The sequence below is a fragment of the Thermococcus paralvinellae genome, assembly GCF_000517445.1.
In the GTDB taxonomy this organism is placed as follows: Archaea; Methanobacteriota_B; Thermococci; order Thermococcales; family Thermococcaceae; genus Thermococcus_B; species Thermococcus_B paralvinellae.
In genome coordinates, this window is the sequence record NZ_CP006965.1 from 1,269,138 (window position 1) to 1,285,059 (window position 15,922).

Here is a 15,922-nt window from a genome sequence, read left to right on the forward strand (position 1 = left end):
TTAAAAACCCCAAGTGAGGTATTTATAAAGGGTTTTTAAACCCACTAATTGGGGGTGTAATTTATGGTAGATATGAGCAAGGTAAAGCTAAGGATAGAGAACATCGTTGCTTCTGTGGATTTGTTCACACAGCTCGATCTGGAAAAAGTAATTGAGATATGCCCAAATTCCAAATATAATCCAGAGGAATTTCCTGGTATCATTTGTCGCTTCGATGAGCCCAAAGTTGCCCTACTGGTTTTCAGCTCAGGTAAGCTCGTTGTTACTGGTGCTAAAAGCGTTGAGGACATCGAAAGAGCTGTCTCAAAGCTTGTCCAGATGCTCTCAAAGATTGGAACTAAGTTCCAAAGAGCACCACAAATCGATATTCAAAACATGGTCTTCAGCGGAGACATTGGAATGGAGTTCAACTTGGACGCAGTTGCTTTAGTTCTGCCAAACTGTGAATATGAGCCAGAGCAGTTTCCTGGTGTTATTTACCGTGTTAAAGAGCCAAGGGCTGTCATTCTCCTCTTCAGCTCAGGAAAGATTGTCTGTTCAGGTGCAAAAAGTGAACATGATGCATGGGAGGCTGTTAGAAAGCTCCTCAGAGAGCTTGAGAAGTATGGCTTAATTGAAGAAGAGGAAGAATTCTGATTCCTTTTATAATTTCCTTTTGTGGTGTCCATGTTCAAGATTCTCTACTCCCCTATCTTCAAAGAACACAAACCCCTTAATTATCATCCAGAGAACCCCAAACGATTGGATTTTGCAATTGCAGGGTTAAAGGCCAAAAACATATGGAAAAATATCGTTGAACCAACGCCAGCAAGCATTGACGAGATTTTAGAGGTCCATTCTGAGAATTATGTTGAGAAGATAAGAAAAGCTTCACAAATCGGATTTCATTACATAGACCCAGATACTTACATATGTGAAAAAACATGGGATGCAGCGCTTTATGCATTTGGGGCGGCAAGAGAAGCGGCCCTCATAGCTTTGGAGGAAAAAGGAATTTTCTTAGCTTTAGTGAGACCGCCCGGACACCATGCTGGAAAAAGCGGCAGAGCATTCTATGCCTCCACTTTGGGCTTCTGCATCTTCAACAACGTTGCTGGAGCAGCTAAGCTCCTTGAAACCCTCGAAGGTAACGCATTAATTATAGATTTTGACGTCCATCATGGCAACGGAACTCAGGAGATATTTTGGAATGATGCAAATGTTGTACACATAGACCTCCACGAGAGGGACATTTATCCGTGGAGCGGTTATGAATGGGAAGTTGGTGGAAAAGAGGCAGAAGGAACGAAGATAAACATCCCAATGACCTCTTATTCAGGCGATGACGATTATATCTTCGCATGGCATGAGATAGTTATGCCCATCGTAAATGAAGTCAAACCAAAGGTTATTTTGATTTCAGCAGGCTTTGATGCATTTAAGGGTGATGGTTTAGCAACAATTCAGCTAACAGAGGAGTTTTATAGATTTGCCGGGACAAGTCTTTCTGGTTACAGCCTCGCTGTGGTTCTTGAAGGAGGTTATAGTATAGGACTTGAAAAAGGACTACCAGCATTCATTGAAGGATACCTCAAAGGTGAAACTGAGGAAGAGACTATAAAACCAAGTTACGAGGCTCTTAAAGTTGTTGGAAAAGTTAAAGAGATTCTGAGGGAATGGTGGGAGATTTAAAAAAGAAAAGACCTTAAAGCCCAAGCAATTCCTTAGCGGCTTTGACACCAAGCTCGAAGGCCTTCATATTGACATCAACTGCCTTCTTTGGAACGCTAAGCCTGATAACTTCCTTAACGTGTTCAGCACTCAACGGGAATCCTGGTGTTTGAGTTAAGGCTCCAATGAGGACGACGTTTGTCGTGATGACATTTCCAGCTTCCAAAGCCAATTTTTCAGCATCTAAAGTGATTAGCTTACCTTTAAAGTCCTCTTCTATGATCTTTTTGATTTCCTCCATGCTTGGATATGTCGCTAAGCCCATTGAAACCTGAACTGGTGGAATCGGATTTGAGTTTGCTATAACTAACCCGCCTTCTTTGAGGTAGTTGATGTATCTAAGAGCCTCAACTGGTTCAAAAGCCAAGATAACATCGGCTTTTCCTTCTGGAACCATTGCACCATAGACATCTTCACCGAATCTGACGTAAGCAATGACTGAACCGAAACGCTGGCTCATTCCATGAACCTCACCAACTCTCACTTTGTAACCAGCATGAAGGGCAGCCCAGCCCAATAGGTTAGCAGCTGTAAGAATTCCCTGACCACCAACACCAGTGATGACAATGTTGTACTCACTAACCATCTCACTCACCCTCCTTCATGACCTCAAATGCTCCGAATGGACAGACCTGTGCACATCCGCCACATCCCCAACACATGAGCGGATTAATTTTGGCTTTCTTCTTCTCAGCGTCCCAGTAAATTGCTGGACAGCCATAGGCGTTGATACAAATCTTACAGCCTGTACACTTCTCTTCATTTACAGTGTAGATTGGCCACTTCTCCCCTTTCCTTCTCATCTGTCCTATATGGTGAAGAGCACACACTCTTCTTGCAACAACCACACTCACTCCTTCCGTCTCAATTGCCTTCTTCATTACCTCATAAGTTGCCTTTATGTCATACGGGTCAACTACTTCAACGAAGTCTGCTCCAAGAGCCTTTGCAACGTCTTCAATGAGAATCCTCTTGCCTGGACCGTGTGGTGTGTCCCCGGTTCCAGGGTTGGGCTGATCTCCGGTCATTGCTGTAACAAGGTTGTCCATAACCACTATGACGACATTTGAGCGATTGTAGATTGCGTTTGCTAAAGCTGGCAGTCCTGTGTGGAAGAATGTTGAGTCACCAATTGTGGCAACGATGATTCTCTTTTTCTCATTGGTCTCTTTCTCACCAGGAACTCCGTTTAATGCAACATCCAATCCGTGAGCAACACCAATTGAGCCGCCCATGGCTATCGTTGTGTCAACTGTTTTAAGCGGCGGAAGGACACCAAGCGTGTAACATCCAATGTCACTTGGGAATATTGCTCTTGAACCGGCGGCTTTTCTGATTGCATAGAAAGTGTTCCTGTGAGGACATGCTGGACACAGGCTTGGAGGTCTCGGTGGAACGATGGCTGAGACTTTCTTGTACCTCTCATCAACACTCTCAAAGTCAACTGGGGTCTCAAGTCCAAGGAATTTCGCTATTGCAGTTACAGCCCTTCTTGTTGTCATTTCAAGAACTCTCGGAACGTAGTCTTTTCCATGAATTGGAATTCTTATTCCGTTGTCGAATGCCCATACCTTAACCTGTTCCTCAACAACCGGCTCAAGCTCTTCAACTATGAGAACTCTCTCCAATCCATCAAAGAACTTCTCAAGCAGACGATAGGGCACGGGGAATGGTGTGCCAAGCTTTAGGACTTTTACATCATCAACGCCAAGCCATGTTAAAGCTTCTTTTACATATGAGTAAGCCAATCCAGGGGCTATGATACCTACTTTAGCATCTTCTTTGCCCTCAATCCAGTTGAATGGGCATTCTGCTAGTTCTTCTCTCATTTTTTCAATTGTCTCGAGAACCCATGAATGCTTCTTTCTCTGAAACGCTGGGATATCAACAAATCGCTCTGGATTTTTCTCAAACTTACCGAACTTTCTCTTACCAAGCTTTATCTCTTCAGGAAGCTCCCCTAAAACAACATCTCCCCTTGCGTGTGAAATTCTTGTTGTTGTCCTCAGAATAACCATCTGCTTGAACTTCTCACTCAGTTCAAAGGCGTATTTTGTCATTTCTTTTGCTTCATGGGGGCTTGAAGGCTCAAGAACTGGAACTTGGGCAAACTTTGCAAAAATCCTTGTATCTTGCTCGTTTTGTGATGACCACATGCTTGGATCATCAGCAACCATTATGACAAATCCACCTTCAACACCCATGTAAGAGACAGTCATGAAACTATCCGCGGCAACGTTCAATCCGACGTGCTTCATTGCTGTCATAGCCCTCAGTCCAGACCATGCTGCACTTAAGGCTGTCTCAAATGCAACCTTCTCGTTTGTTGAATACTCCATATAAACGCCTGCCTTCTCTGCAACAGCAGCCATTGTGTCTGTAAGCTCAGAACTCGGCGTTCCAGGATAAGCTGCGAAAACAGCTATGTTTGCCTCAAGGGCACCTCTTGCGATTGCGTGATTTCCTAAAAGGAGAACTTTTTCCCCAGGCTTATCCCACAAAACTATGTCAGTAACTTTTGCCATCTACAACACCTCTCATTTGTTTCTTCTCCTTGCGATTTCCCAAAGGGCATATGCCGCTATTCCCACATCTTCAGGTCTTTCATAAACCGGAATACCTTCTTTCTCGAGGAGTTCTTTAGCCGGCTCGCTGACATAGCCAGCCATAAACAACGCTAAAATAGGCTTTCCGTTGTTAACTTCCTTCACAGCTCTTATAACACCTTCAGCATGCTCCGTTGGAGTCATTCCAGCAAATGTAGGTACAACACAAATTGCAATGAGCATATCAACATTTTCATCCTCCAAAAGGAGCTTAGCAGTCTTGTAATACTCTTCCCCCCTTGCGCTTGCTATCATGTCCACTGGATTCTTAACAGCAGCCATTGGCGGCAAGAACTCTCTAAGTTTTTGCATTGTCTCCTCCTTTAAGTTGGCTAGCTTAAGCCCGTGCTTGTCAATCTCATCAGCCGTTAATACTCCAGGACCGCCAGCGTTTGTCATAATTGCAACTCTGTTACCCTGTGGAATAGGCTGAGTAAACGCTCTTGCCATGCTGAGCATCTCATCAATTGTATTTGCAACTAAAATGCTGGTCTGCTTAAATGCTGCTTCATAAATCTTGTAACTTCCAGCTAATGAACCTGTATGGCTTGAAGCAGCCCTCGCCCCACTCTCGCTCTTTCCAGCCTTGAGAACAATGACAGGCTTTTTCTTGGTAACTTTTCTAGCAGCCTCCATGAACTTTCTTCCGTCTTTGACACCTTCAATGTACAAAGCTATTGCTTTGCTCTCTGGATCGTCTGCTAAGTACTCCATGAGCTCTGAAAAGTCAACATCAGCCATGTTTCCAATGCTTATAAACTTAGAAAATCCAATTCCTTCCTTAACAGTTTTATAAACAATTCCAGCTCCAAGAGCTCCGCTCTGAGAAACAAATGCTATGTCCCCTTTCTTTGCATCCATTATGAATGTTGCGTTCATGTTGTTGTGAGTGTTCATAATTCCGACACAGTTTGGACCGATAATCCTCATGCCGTATTGGTGAGCGATCCCAACGAGTTCTCTCTCTTCCTTTTTTCCCTCTTCCCCAGTTTCTCCAAATCCAGCTGTAATGAGAACAATTCCTTTCACTCCCTTTTCGCCGCAGTCAATTACTGTCTGCTTTACAAATTTCTTAGGAACAACGATTACTGCCAAATCTACTTCATCTGGAATGTCTTTGACGTTCTTGTAAGCTTTAACTCCTTGAACAACTTCATCCTTTACGTTTACTGGGTAAACTCTGCCGTCCTTGTACTTTTTGAGGTTCTTAAAAACTTCATAGCCGAGCTTTAAAGGATCATTAGAAGCGCCAATTACAGCTATTGCTTTAGGTTTGAAAAAATAATCAAATGTCATTGTTACAATCACCGAATTTTACATCGGTAAAAGTCTATATAAGCTTTCCGAAAACAGACAGTTAGACGTTTTTGAGCACAAATAAAGGAGAATATTCCCTAATGAGGCAAAAACAACACTAATGTGCAAAGATATGTAAAGTTTTACCTGGAAATCTTTCATTTAGACAGACATCAATAACCCCAAAACAATACCACACTTACCTCTCACCCAAAAATTTTTAGCTGGCTTTTCGAAACGTTTAAGTAATCTTTTGTTATTATTCTCACATGAGGCTTCTGGAGGTGATAAAGATGGTGAAAATAAAGTTCTTAGGACATGCAGCCTTTGAGATTGAGGGAAGCAAAAGAATTCTCATTGACCCATTCTTAACAGGAAATCCAGCTGCAGCTGCAAAGCCAGAGGACTTTGACAGAGTTGATTTAATCTTAGTTACTCACATGCATGGTGACCATGTTGGTGATGCTGTGAAAATTGCACAGAAAACTGGAGCAAAGATTGTAGCAATGTATGACATAGCGAACTACCTCGTTGAGAAGAACAGGGGCATAACAACAATTGGAATGAACTACGGCCCAACTGAGATTGATGGAGTTAAGATTGTCCAAGTCCCCGCTTGGCACTCAAGCGGAGCAGATGAGAACTTCATGGTAGGCAATGCCTGCGGATACATTGTGGAGATTGATGGTGTAACAATTTATCACGCTGGAGATACCTACGTTTTTAAGGACATGGAGCTGTTTGCTGAGCTTTATGGAATTGATGTCGCTCTGCTTCCAATTGGAGGACACTTCACAATGGGGCCAAAAGAAGCAGCAAAAGCTGTTGAACTTCTAAAACCAAAATATGTTATTCCAATGCACTACAACACCTGGCCGCCAATTGCACAAGACCCAGAGAAATTCAAGAAGCTTGTTGGCGACAAAGCAGAAGTCATAATCCTCAAGCCAGGAGAAACCTTCGAGCTTTGAAAAACCTTTTAAACTCTTTTCTTTTAGCTTTATTCTGGTGGTAAGATTGAAGAATAAAGGCTGGGTTTCACTTTCATTGCTCATATTGCTGGCAGTATCCCTGGTGAGCCTTACTCTTTTTCCTGTAAAAGCGCAGGAAAATAAACCCCAGTATGATTTGATAATTGTCAGGAATGATGATCTAATTGATTATATTGTGGCACTTCCTTATTCCAAAAAAACAAACGCCCCCATTCTTCCGGTTAATCCCAAAATGCTTGATGAAAAAACTAGGGCACAATTATATTCTTACGCTCAGCTTGGATGGAGAAATGTTCTGATCATCGGGAACTCAAACGCAGTGAGTAAGGAAGTTGAAGACGAACTTTTGTCTCTCGGCTTTAGTGTCACAAGAATAGGGGGAGAAGTAAGAACAGAAACTGCCGAAAAACTTGCAGTTGCGTTCTATCCCCAAGGTTCCAGCACAGTTGTGCTGGCGAGTGCCATGGATTATGGTTCAGCTTTAGCAGCAGCAAAATTTGCAATGGAATATGAGCTTCCTTTACTCCTAACTTTGGAAAATGACTTATCAGAGCATACGATAGCAGGATTAAAAAAGCTTCATCCAAGATTAGTGATAATAATTGGAACAGGACTAAATGAAACTATTGAGAAGAAACTTCAAGAAATGGGGTATGAGACATACTGGATGGGTCATCAAATAGAACCTCTGCCGATTTCCAAGCCAGAAGAACCTTCTCCAATTCCATGGGTTGTTATCGGTGCTGTGATATCACTTGCAATCGCCGTCCCAATAATTCTCTACTGGGCAAAGAAGAGATGGGCAGCAAATAGAGTTCCAATTGAAGTTTTAACTGAAAAGGAAAGGATAGTTGTTAAAGCAATACTCGAGAAGGGTGGAAAAGTAAAGCAGGAGGACTTACCAGAGCTGACTGGATACTCAAGACCTACAGTGAGCAGAATAGTTCAAGAGCTCGAGAAGAAGCAGTTGGTTACAAGAGAAAAAGTTGGAAAGACGTTTATAGTAAAGCTAATAAAGGAAATAAATCTCAAGGAGTAGCCGGTCGGATAAGCCCAACCGCTCATCACAACTCAGGGTCCTGGCTGTTTCCTCATCCCCTTTAGAATTTTTGGTTTCCTCCTTAATAAAAATTAAGAAAAGGGTTCATTTTTTAAAGAGATGGCCGTGTGCTCTGTTTATGTGCTTAATATAATCTTTGCTTCTCTTAAAGACCATTCCACATCTTGGGCATCTAAAGAATATCTCACCATCCCTGTCCTTGACTTTTATTGCCTTCAACACCGCCATCTCTCCACCCCCCGTGCTTTGATTTTTAGACTTGATTTTTAAGCTTTACTTTGGTTGTGTGAAGTTTGATCAAAAGGTTAAACTATTAAAGCATCAGAACAGTCAGAAACTTTCCGCCAGCGCTTGCGCAAGCAAGGGCTGTAATGGTGGGCCCGCGGGGATTCGAACCCCGGACCTCCGCCTTGTGAGGGCGGCGTCATAACCAGTCTAGACCACGGGCCCATTCCCGGCAATAATGAAAAGAGCGAAAAATATAAAGCTTTCGCTATAAATCTCTCCGCTTAAGTATCTCTTCCGGAGCATCAGCAAATGTCACAAGATACTCTTTCTCGACTATGTGCAACCTTCCTGGGACTACCATTATGTGAGGCTGCTTTCCAAAGTCTTCTTTTATCATATCCTTCACGTAGCCAGCTTTGAGCGTCGGAGTTAGTGAACCAGCCCTTGCTAGGACTACTACAAAAGTTTCAGGCGTAAATACATTCTGCTTCTTCATCTCCTCAACTTGAAGAAGAATCTCCATCGCTTCGTTTGCTGTCATGTATCTCCCTTGATCTGCTTTTATATCGAGGAAAAGCAATGTGTGTAGCCCTCTTTCCTTGTTCTCCTTTATCACGTCGTAGTGGCTCGTTGGAAACCAATTCTTTTCTGGATAAGCGACTGTTGCGCTTTTACCAAACTTGTAAATCTGCAAGCCCGTGATTGAAACAGCTGAGTAAATGGAGGGAGCATGGATTACATAGCTTTCAATCCCCATTTGCTTTGCCCTAATTCTTAAATCGGCATGAGTTGTTGCCACCATCGGATCACCAGCTGTTAAAAATGCGACGTCTTTGTTTTTAGCCTCACTTAAAACAATTTTCTCAAAATGCAGCTCTACTTCCTCCCTATTTAAAACTCTAATCGGCTTTCCAATAAGCTCCTCGATCCTCTCTATTGTCGTCCCTGCAAGCAGAGATGTGTAAAATTCTGCAAAGATCAAATCACATTTTCTCGCTATCTCAAGACCTTTGAGCGTGATATCCTTTTCATCGTATAGTCCCAAACCTATGAAGTAGATCGCCATTTTCACTTCACCGCTCTATACTTGATAGGTCTGTTTTTAAGTTTGTTTGGCACAAACTTTAGGAAAGTCTGATCAAGCTATGTGCCTCTTTAGATGGCCTAAAAGAGTTATTTTATCTTTTTAGATTAGAAACCAGTCCTTAAAGAGGATGAACAGATTTTGGCCAAACTTTTCTGACGAAAGTTTGTTGGCGGGCCCGGCGGGATTTGAACCCGCGACCTCCGGCTCCGGGGGCCGGCGCTCTATCCAGACTAAGCTACGGGCCCTCAGCACAAGTTATTAATTTTGCCTTAAAAATCTAGGGGTCAACTTTGTTGCCCAAAGTTTATATATTCAAATGAATCTTTTTTCTTTTCAGTGATGTGGTATGAAAGGTGACATGCATAGATTCAGTTTTGATAATAGTTTGATTTTAATTCCAAAAGAGCCAGACTTAAAATATCTCTATATTGAAATAACGAACCGCTGTAATCTAAGATGTGAGATGTGCTTTAAGCAGTACTGGGAAGACAAAGAAGGAGACATGGACTATAATCTTTTCTTAAAAATCCTCGATGATGCTAAGGAATTTCCAGAGCTCGAGATGATATATTTCGGGGGCATAGGTGAGCCAACTGTCCACCCACGCTTCATGGACATGGTAAAAGAAGTTAAAAAGAGAGGATATGCTTTGGGGATGTCAACCAACGGATTCCTCCTCACGGACAAGAAAATCAAAGAGCTTGTAAAGTTAGGTGTTGACTTAATTTATATCTCGCTAGATGCTATACCAACACAAGAAACTAAAATAGGGCATATTATGCCAAGTGTCGCAGTTGATAGAATAAAAAAGATTGTTGAAGAAAAAAAGCGTCAAGGAAAGGATTTCCCCCACATAGGTGTTGAAGTCGTTGTAACAAAAGAAAATTACTGGCAGATGTCCCATATAGCTGACTATCTTGGAGATTTAGGTATTGATGTGCTGCTTTTCTCAAATATAGTCCCAATAGAGAAGAAGCATGCAGACCAAATAGTCTATGATGGAAGTGTTGATCTGCAACCTTACATTAATGATCTCCATGCCAAAGCTTACAAGCATTTCCTTCTTAAATTGCCAGAATTTGAATTAAGAACAGAGAGACACTGTGACTTTGTGGAAAAGAAAGCCGCAGTAGTGAGATGGGATGGGGAAGTTGCTCCATGCTATCGCTTCCTTCACACATATCCGGAGGTAATCTTCGGTAGAGAGAAAAAAGTATACGCCTACTCTTTTGGAAATGTTAAAGAAAAATCCCTTAAAGAAATCTGGACAAGTAAGGACTACACATGGTTTAGATTTGTTGTAAAAAATGCCCTGTATCCATCATGTACGGATTGCCCGCTTGTTGATTCATGCAACTTTGTTGAGGACACAAATGCAGATTGCTGGAGTAACACTCCAAGCTGCGGCGATTGTTTATGGGCCAGAAGAATTGTCATGTGTCCAATTCCAGAAAAAGGTGTCAAAGGTTTCTGGTAACTTATAATATGCCAAGCTTTATTTTGTTATATTTTTACTCTTTATCCTTGCTATTTATTATTCCCGAATTTTAATGAGTCTGGATAATTTGTTTGTTATTGTCCAGATATGATATGAAAACAAATCAATTTAACAATACTTTCGTCCATAAACGGGTTTGCTTTCGTCAAGTTTATTAGCCATAAAATACCTAAAATTATTCGACAATATCTAGGGGGTTCCAAATATGTTCGGATACCATGGTAAAATTTTGAGGGTAAACTTGACAACAGGAAAGATTAGTGAAGAGAAGTTCGATGAGAAATTTGCCCAAAAATGGCTTGGAACTAGAGGTTTTGGTGTCTATTTCCTACTGAAGGAGATGGACCCAACAGTTGACCCATTTAGCCCAGAGAACAAGTTGATTTTTGCAACAGGTCCACTGACAGGAACAACTGCCCCAACAGGCGGTAGATACATGGTTATTACAAAAAGCCCGCTTACTGGCTATATAGCCATGGCAAACTCTGGTGGATTCTTCGGTGCAGAGCTTAAATTTGCTGGATGGGATGCCATAATCTTCGAAGGCAAAGCAGATCACCCTGTGTACCTCTACATAAACGATGACCAAGTTGAGCTGAGAGATGCCTCACACGTATGGGGTAAAGTCGTCAGTGAAACTGAAAAGATCCTCACAGAAGAAGTTGGCGACAAGAGGGTACAGATTGCATCAATTGGACCAGCTGGTGAAAACTTAGTTAGATTCGCAGCTGTGATGAACAACGGACACAGAGCAGCAGGTAGAGGCGGTGTCGGTGCTGTAATGGGTTCAAAGAACCTTAAGGCCATAGTCGTTAGAGGCCACAAGAGAGTTGAGATTGCTGACAGGCAGAAGTTCACAAGTGTTGTCAAGGAGAAGATTGAGAAGCTCAAGAAAGACCCGGTTGCCGGTGGAGGACTGCCAACATATGGAACAGCTGTTCTGGTTAACATCATCAATTCAAATGGTCTCTATCCAACAAGAAACTTCCAAGATAGCCAGTTCGAGTATGCTGAGGAACAAAGCGGTGAGGCCATGAGAGCAAAGTACTTGGTCAGAAACAAGCCATGTTTTGCATGTCCAATTGGATGTGGAAGAGTTAACGTTCTACCAACCCTCGGAGAGACTGAAGGACCAGAGTATGAAAGCATCTGGGCTCTCGGTGCACACCTTGGCATAAATGACCTTGCAAGCATCATTGAAGCAAATCACCTCTGTGATGAGTACGGACTGGATACAATCTCAACAGGTGGTACTTTAGCAACGGCAATGGAGCTCTATGAGAGAGGTCTCATAAAGCCCGAGGACATAGGAGATGCACCACCACTCAGGTTTGGAAATACAGAGGTTCTCCACTACTACATTGAAAAGCTTACATTTAGAAAAGGCTTTGGAGACATCCTAGCTGAAGGCGGTTACAGAGTTGCTGAGAAATTCAACGGCGTTGAGTACTTCATGGGTGTTAAGAAGCAAGAGCTACCAGCTTACGATCCAAGAGGTGCCGAAGGTCACGGGCTTGGTTATGCAACCAACAACAGAGGAGGATGTCACATCAAACAGTACATGATCAGCCCAGAAATATTGGGATACCCATACAAGATGGATCCACACGACATAAGCGACGAGAAAGTGAAAATGGTCATACTATTCCAAGACTTGACAGCATTAATTGATGCAGCAGGACTATGTCTCTTCACAACATTCGGACTTGGCGCAGATGATTACAGGGACATGCTTAACGCCGCTCTTGGCTGGGACTTCACAACTGAGGAATACCTCAAGATCGGTGAGAGAATCTGGAACGCAGAGAGACTCTTCAACCTCAAAGCAGGGCTTGATCCACTCAAGGAAGACACATTGCCGAAGAGACTCCTTGAGGAGCCTGTTAAACAGGGACCAAACAAGGGACATGTCGTTAGACTCAAGGAAATGCTTCCGAGATATTATGCACTTAGAGGATGGACAGAAGACGGTAAGGTTCCAGAGGAGAAAATTAAAGAGCTTGGACTTGAAGAGGTTGCCTGATTTCTTTCCTCTTCTACCGTTGCCTTTTTATTTTCCTCTGCAGTTCTTTTCTTGGTGGTCTTATGAAAATAATCCCCTTAGCATCTGAGAGCTTGGGTGTCAGGAGTTTAGCAACTTATGTTAAAATTGGCAAAACTGGAATTCTTATTGATCCTGGAGCGGCTTTAGGACCTAAGCGCTACTCTTTACCCCCAGCAAAAGCTGAGCTCGAAGCACTGATGAAAGCAAGGGAGAGAATACAATCTTATGCCAAAAAAGCGGACATAGTAACAATTTCTCATTACCATTATGACCACCACACGCCTTTCTTTGAAGGAATTTATGAAAGCTCATCTCCAGAAAAGGCAAGAGAAGTTTATGAGGGAAAGATTTTGCTTATTAAGCATCCAAAGGAAAACATAAACTTCAGTCAGCGGAAAAGAGCCTGGAATTTCCTTAAAGAGGCGGAAAAGATTGCTAAAAAGATTGAATATGCAGATGGAAGGTTCTTTGACTTTGGAGAGTTTATAATGGAGTTCTCTCCAGCGGTTTCCCATGGGAGTGAGGGAACTAAACTTGGCTTTGTCATCATGGTCATGGTTGATGATGGAACGAAGAGATTGGTTCACGCAAGTGATATTCAGCTTTTAAATAGGAAAGCTGTGGAATGGATAATAAAGCAGATGCCGGATATCCTCATCACAGGAGGTCCTCCAACGTATTTGGAAGGTTATAGAGTTAAAGACGCCTGGAATACAGGCTTAAAGAACCTAAATGAGATTATAAAAGAGACCAACGCTCAGGTAATCCTTGACCATCATTTGATCAGAGACAAACGCTATCTGGAGTTCTTTGCCCAGCTTGAGAAAGATCCTTTAACTTTTGCAAGGTTCCTCAAAAGAGAAGATAAACCACTGGAAGCTTACAGAAAAGAGCTGCACAAGATTGAGAAAGGAGAGGATGCAGAGCTGCCTTTCAAGATTTGACTTCTAAATGTTTCTCACAATTTGGCTTCTAATGTGCCTCATTAAAGAGCCAACATAATGCGCTTTTTCAGCATAACTTTTGCCAACCAACTTTAGCTTTGTCTTTTTTTGCCTCTTCGTCCAGCTAGCTATCATTTCAGTTGAACTCTCTTTGTGCCATAGAGGATGCAAACTTTCATTTTCTCTCCCTAATGTTGAAGTCGAACAGAGCAGCTACAATTCTTTTATCACAATCAAAACCAAAAACTCTAAATTTGCTTAATGTAAAAGTTAAAGCATCGGAGGTGAGAAAATGAAAGACTTTTACATTGCCCATGAAGATGATATAAAAGCTGGAAGAACTACTGATGTTTATTTCATCAGGACAAAGAAGATACTTGAAGCAAAAGGCATTCACAAAAAGGTTCTTGCAGATGTTTCAACAACTTCTCTTCCTAAGGGATGGAAGTGGGGAGTTTTGGCTGGAGTGGAAGAGGTTGCTAAACTTTTAGAAGGACTACCAGTGAATGTTTATTCTATGCCAGAGGGAACAATATTCCATCCGTACGAACCAGTTATGCAAATTGAGGGTTATTATGAGGAGTTTGGAATTTATGAGACTGCTTTATTAGGGATGCTCAGTCAAGCGAGCGGAATTGCAACAGCAGCCTTAAGAGTAAAAATAGCTGCAAAGTTTAAGCCCATCTATTCATTCGGGATAAGGCATATGCATCCGGCCATAGCTCCAATGATAGATAGGGCAGCTTTTATAGGAGGTTGTGACGGAGTAAGTGGTGTTTTAGGAGCTGAAATGATCGGTGAAAAACCCGTTGGAACAATGCCACATGCCCTGATTCTTACAGTTGGAGACCAGGTGAAGGCGTGGAAGTACTTTGACGAGGTTGTTGAACCAGAAGTTCCAAGAACAGCGTTAATTGACACCTTCTGTGACGAGAAGTTTGAAGCGTTGATGGCAGCTGAAGCCTTAGGTGAAAGATTATTTGCTGTCCGCTTAGACACTCCAAGCTCAAGAAGAGGAAACTTTAGGAAAATAGTTGAAGAGGTCCGCTGGGAGCTTGACTTAAGGGGATACAGCCATGTTAAGATTTTCCTCAGCGGCGGACTTGATGAAGAAAGCATAAAAGAGCTTGTGGATGTTGCTGATGCCTTTGGAGTTGGTGGTTCAATAGCCTCAGCAAAGCCCGTTGATTTCTCTCTTGACATTGTGGAAATAGAAGGGAGACCAATAACTAAACGCGGTAAGTTGAGCGGAAGGAAACAAGTGTATAGATGTGAAAATGGCCATTATCATAGAGTTCCAGCTGATAAAAAGCTTGAACGCTGTCCAATATGTGGAACAAAAGTAGAACCCTTGCTAAAACCACTCATCAAAGATGGTGAAATAGTTGCAGAACTGCCTAAGGCAAGGGAAATCAGAGAATATGTCCTAGAGCAGGCCAAAAAATTCAACCTCAGCTTAGAGTAAACCTTTCTTTCTTTTTAACAACATAAAAAGTGAGAAGAGAAAAATCACTCCTCAATGATAATTGCTCCTGTTGGGCAGCTCTCAGCTGCTTCTTTTGCACACTCGAGGTCTGTCTCTTCTACAAGAGTCTTAGCCTTTCCATCGTCATCCATTTCAAAAACATCTGGGCAGATGCTTGCACAAACTCCACATCCAATGCATGTGTCCTTATCGACCTTAACCTTCATTTCTAGCACCTCCAAAGCAGTTTCCAAGAGAAAAAGGGAAGTATAAGCTTAAAAGAATTTCGATAACCAAAGGTGTATAATCGAGAAAATTAAAAAAGTTGAAAGCGAGCACATCACTCTATTTGCTCAATGTGAATACAGCTGACTGGACATGCCTCAGCTGCTTCTTTGGCACAATCATACAAGCTCTCATCAATTAGTTCAATCTTTGCAAAGCTCTTTCCTTCATCATCCATTTCAAAGACATCTGGACAGAGGCTTGCACAGATAGCATCCCCAATACAAACATCCCTATCAACCCAAACTTTCCACTTGGCCATTGGTATCACCAGAAAAATATTGTAAACCTATGGATATAAACCTTTCGTTAAATACTCCTAGAAGTCAAAAACTTTAAGATAAAAGAAAGATAGTTGTGATTTTATTTAAAGAAGACCCAGTTTTTTCTTATATTCTTCACTTATTCTCTCAGGTGTCCATGGTGGATCAAAAGTTAGCTCAATCTCCGCATCTTTAACTCCAGGAATTTCGAGTATTTTCTCTTCAACAGCTTTTAAAAGCCACATAGTTAATGGACATCCTGGAGTTGTCATTGTCATCTTTACATAAACCGTGTTATCTGGTCTAATGTCAAGTTCGTAAATCAAACCTAAATTGACAACATCGATACCTATCTCAGGGTCAACAACTTCTTTAAGCTTTTCTAATATAACCTCCTTGCTGAGCTTAACATCTTTAACTTTCTCCTCTTCACTCATTTCCTTC

The 15,922-nt window shown here is 42.0% G+C and carries 15 protein-coding genes, 2 tRNA genes and 1 pseudogene; 8 read left to right on the forward strand and 10 right to left on the reverse strand.

The features are described 5' to 3' along the window. Positions 1-63: 63 nt before the first annotated feature. The gene (locus TES1_RS07025) at positions 64-636 is read left to right on the forward strand and encodes a TATA-box-binding protein (protein ID WP_013467585.1); all 573 of its coding nucleotides are present in this window, start codon (positions 64-66) and stop codon (positions 634-636) included. A 30-nt stretch (positions 637-666) separates the two neighbouring features. Next, positions 667-1,671, forward strand: coding sequence for a histone deacetylase family protein (locus TES1_RS07030; protein WP_042681422.1), 1,005 nt, complete (start codon positions 667-669; stop codon positions 1,669-1,671). 13 nt (positions 1,672-1,684) lie between these two features. On the opposite strand, the gene TES1_RS07035 is transcribed toward TES1_RS07030, so the two are convergent. From TES1_RS07035 to acs, 3 genes are read right to left on the reverse strand one after another with little or no spacing between them, the layout of a single operon-like run. Further along, positions 1,685-2,296, reverse strand: a complete 612-nt coding sequence (locus TES1_RS07035) for an indolepyruvate oxidoreductase subunit beta (RefSeq protein ID WP_042681424.1) — start codon at positions 2,294-2,296, stop codon at positions 1,685-1,687. 1 nt (position 2,297) lies between these two features. Then, positions 2,298-4,235 (reverse strand): indolepyruvate ferredoxin oxidoreductase subunit alpha, encoded by a 1,938-nt coding sequence (iorA, locus tag TES1_RS07040; protein WP_042681426.1) that lies wholly within the window; start codon positions 4,233-4,235, stop codon positions 2,298-2,300. Positions 4,236-4,247: 12 nt separating this feature from the next. Continuing rightward, the gene (acs, locus tag TES1_RS07045) at positions 4,248-5,612 is read right to left on the reverse strand and encodes an acetate--CoA ligase alpha subunit (protein WP_042681427.1); all 1,365 of its coding nucleotides are present in this window, start codon (positions 5,610-5,612) and stop codon (positions 4,248-4,250) included. A gap of 293 nt (positions 5,613-5,905) precedes the next feature. On the opposite strand from acs, the gene TES1_RS07050 reads away from it, so the two are divergent. Together TES1_RS07050 and TES1_RS07055 are read left to right on the forward strand one after the other, a co-directional pair. Further along, entirely contained in the window at positions 5,906-6,583 is a 678-nt protein-coding gene (locus TES1_RS07050; protein ID WP_042681430.1) for a metal-dependent hydrolase, read from the forward strand. 46 nt (positions 6,584-6,629) lie between these two features. After that, positions 6,630-7,643: a cell wall-binding repeat-containing protein gene (locus TES1_RS07055; RefSeq protein ID WP_042681432.1), complete on the forward strand. Its 1,014-nt coding sequence runs from the start codon at positions 6,630-6,632 to the stop codon at positions 7,641-7,643. A 105-nt stretch (positions 7,644-7,748) separates the two neighbouring features. Here TES1_RS07055 and TES1_RS07060 read toward each other — a convergent pair whose 3' ends face one another. The 4 genes from TES1_RS07060 to TES1_RS07075 all read right to left on the reverse strand — a co-directional run bounded on the left by TES1_RS07060 (position 7,749) and on the right by TES1_RS07075 (position 9,224). After that, the gene (locus tag TES1_RS07060; RefSeq protein ID WP_042681433.1) at positions 7,749-7,892 is read right to left on the reverse strand and encodes a C2H2-type zinc finger protein; all 144 of its coding nucleotides are present in this window, start codon (positions 7,890-7,892) and stop codon (positions 7,749-7,751) included. A 144-nt stretch (positions 7,893-8,036) separates the two neighbouring features. Next, a tRNA-Val gene (locus TES1_RS07065) sits at positions 8,037-8,114 on the reverse strand. Between the two features lie 43 nt (positions 8,115-8,157). Then, entirely contained in the window at positions 8,158-8,958 is an 801-nt protein-coding gene (gene dph5, locus TES1_RS07070) for a diphthine synthase (protein ID WP_042681435.1), read from the reverse strand. A 188-nt stretch (positions 8,959-9,146) separates the two neighbouring features. Next, positions 9,147-9,224 (reverse strand) — tRNA-Arg (locus TES1_RS07075). A gap of 101 nt (positions 9,225-9,325) precedes the next feature. Between TES1_RS07075 and TES1_RS07080 the strand changes: the two genes are divergently transcribed. The 4 genes from TES1_RS07080 (at position 9,326) to TES1_RS07095 (ending at position 14,930) form a co-directional block, all read left to right on the forward strand. Beyond that, positions 9,326-10,456, forward strand: coding sequence for a tungsten cofactor oxidoreductase radical SAM maturase (locus TES1_RS07080; RefSeq protein ID WP_394296072.1), 1,131 nt, complete (start codon positions 9,326-9,328; stop codon positions 10,454-10,456). A gap of 226 nt (positions 10,457-10,682) precedes the next feature. Beyond that, a complete protein-coding gene (locus TES1_RS07085; RefSeq protein ID WP_042681437.1) occupies positions 10,683-12,500 on the forward strand; it encodes an aldehyde ferredoxin oxidoreductase family protein in 1,818 nt (605 codons plus the stop codon). A 62-nt stretch (positions 12,501-12,562) separates the two neighbouring features. Further along, positions 12,563-13,465: an MBL fold metallo-hydrolase gene (locus TES1_RS07090; RefSeq protein ID WP_042681439.1), complete on the forward strand. Its 903-nt coding sequence runs from the start codon at positions 12,563-12,565 to the stop codon at positions 13,463-13,465. A 292-nt stretch (positions 13,466-13,757) separates the two neighbouring features. Next, the gene (locus tag TES1_RS07095; RefSeq protein WP_042681441.1) at positions 13,758-14,930 is read left to right on the forward strand and encodes a nicotinate phosphoribosyltransferase; all 1,173 of its coding nucleotides are present in this window, start codon (positions 13,758-13,760) and stop codon (positions 14,928-14,930) included. A 44-nt stretch (positions 14,931-14,974) separates the two neighbouring features. Here the strand turns inward: TES1_RS07095 and TES1_RS07100 are convergent, their stop codons facing one another. The 3 genes and pseudogenes from TES1_RS07100 to TES1_RS07110 all read right to left on the reverse strand — a co-directional run. After that, entirely contained in the window at positions 14,975-15,157 is a 183-nt protein-coding gene (locus tag TES1_RS07100; protein ID WP_042681442.1) for a ferredoxin, read from the reverse strand. A 113-nt stretch (positions 15,158-15,270) separates the two neighbouring features. Beyond that, positions 15,271-15,477, reverse strand: coding sequence for a ferredoxin (locus TES1_RS07105; RefSeq protein WP_042681444.1), 207 nt, complete (start codon positions 15,475-15,477; stop codon positions 15,271-15,273). Between the two features lie 105 nt (positions 15,478-15,582). After that, positions 15,583-15,894: pseudogene (locus tag TES1_RS07110) on the reverse strand (metal-sulfur cluster assembly factor); the annotation flags it as partial. Between the last annotated feature and the right edge of the window lie 28 nt (positions 15,895-15,922).

What these genes read in the sequence shown, in the direction of transcription:
- iorA (WP_042681426.1), bottom strand. Translation starts at nt 4,235, where the DNA reads ATGGCAAAAGTTACTGACATAGTTTTGTGGGATAAGCCTGGGGAAAAA.
- TES1_RS07085 (WP_042681437.1), top strand. Translation starts at nt 10,683, where the DNA reads ATGTTCGGATACCATGGTAAAATTTTGAGGGTAAACTTGACAACAGGA.
- TES1_RS07100 (WP_042681442.1), bottom strand. Translation starts at nt 15,157, where the DNA reads ATGAAGGTTAAGGTCGATAAGGACACATGCATTGGATGTGGAGTTTGT.
- TES1_RS07090 (WP_042681439.1), top strand. Translation starts at nt 12,563, where the DNA reads ATGAAAATAATCCCCTTAGCATCTGAGAGCTTGGGTGTCAGGAGTTTA.
- TES1_RS07060 (WP_042681433.1), bottom strand. Translation starts at nt 7,892, where the DNA reads ATGGCGGTGTTGAAGGCAATAAAAGTCAAGGACAGGGATGGTGAGATA.
- TES1_RS07050 (WP_042681430.1), top strand. Translation starts at nt 5,906, where the DNA reads ATGGTGAAAATAAAGTTCTTAGGACATGCAGCCTTTGAGATTGAGGGA.
- TES1_RS07030 (WP_042681422.1), top strand. Translation starts at nt 667, where the DNA reads ATGTTCAAGATTCTCTACTCCCCTATCTTCAAAGAACACAAACCCCTT.
- TES1_RS07105 (WP_042681444.1), bottom strand. Translation starts at nt 15,477, where the DNA reads ATGGCCAAGTGGAAAGTTTGGGTTGATAGGGATGTTTGTATTGGGGAT.
- TES1_RS07080 (WP_394296072.1), top strand. Translation starts at nt 9,326, where the DNA reads ATGAAAGGTGACATGCATAGATTCAGTTTTGATAATAGTTTGATTTTA.
- TES1_RS07035 (WP_042681424.1), bottom strand. Translation starts at nt 2,296, where the DNA reads ATGGTTAGTGAGTACAACATTGTCATCACTGGTGTTGGTGGTCAGGGA.
- TES1_RS07095 (WP_042681441.1), top strand. Translation starts at nt 13,758, where the DNA reads ATGAAAGACTTTTACATTGCCCATGAAGATGATATAAAAGCTGGAAGA.
- TES1_RS07025 (WP_013467585.1), top strand. Translation starts at nt 64, where the DNA reads ATGGTAGATATGAGCAAGGTAAAGCTAAGGATAGAGAACATCGTTGCT.
- dph5 (WP_042681435.1), bottom strand. Translation starts at nt 8,958, where the DNA reads ATGGCGATCTACTTCATAGGTTTGGGACTATACGATGAAAAGGATATC.
- acs (WP_042681427.1), bottom strand. Translation starts at nt 5,612, where the DNA reads ATGACATTTGATTATTTTTTCAAACCTAAAGCAATAGCTGTAATTGGC.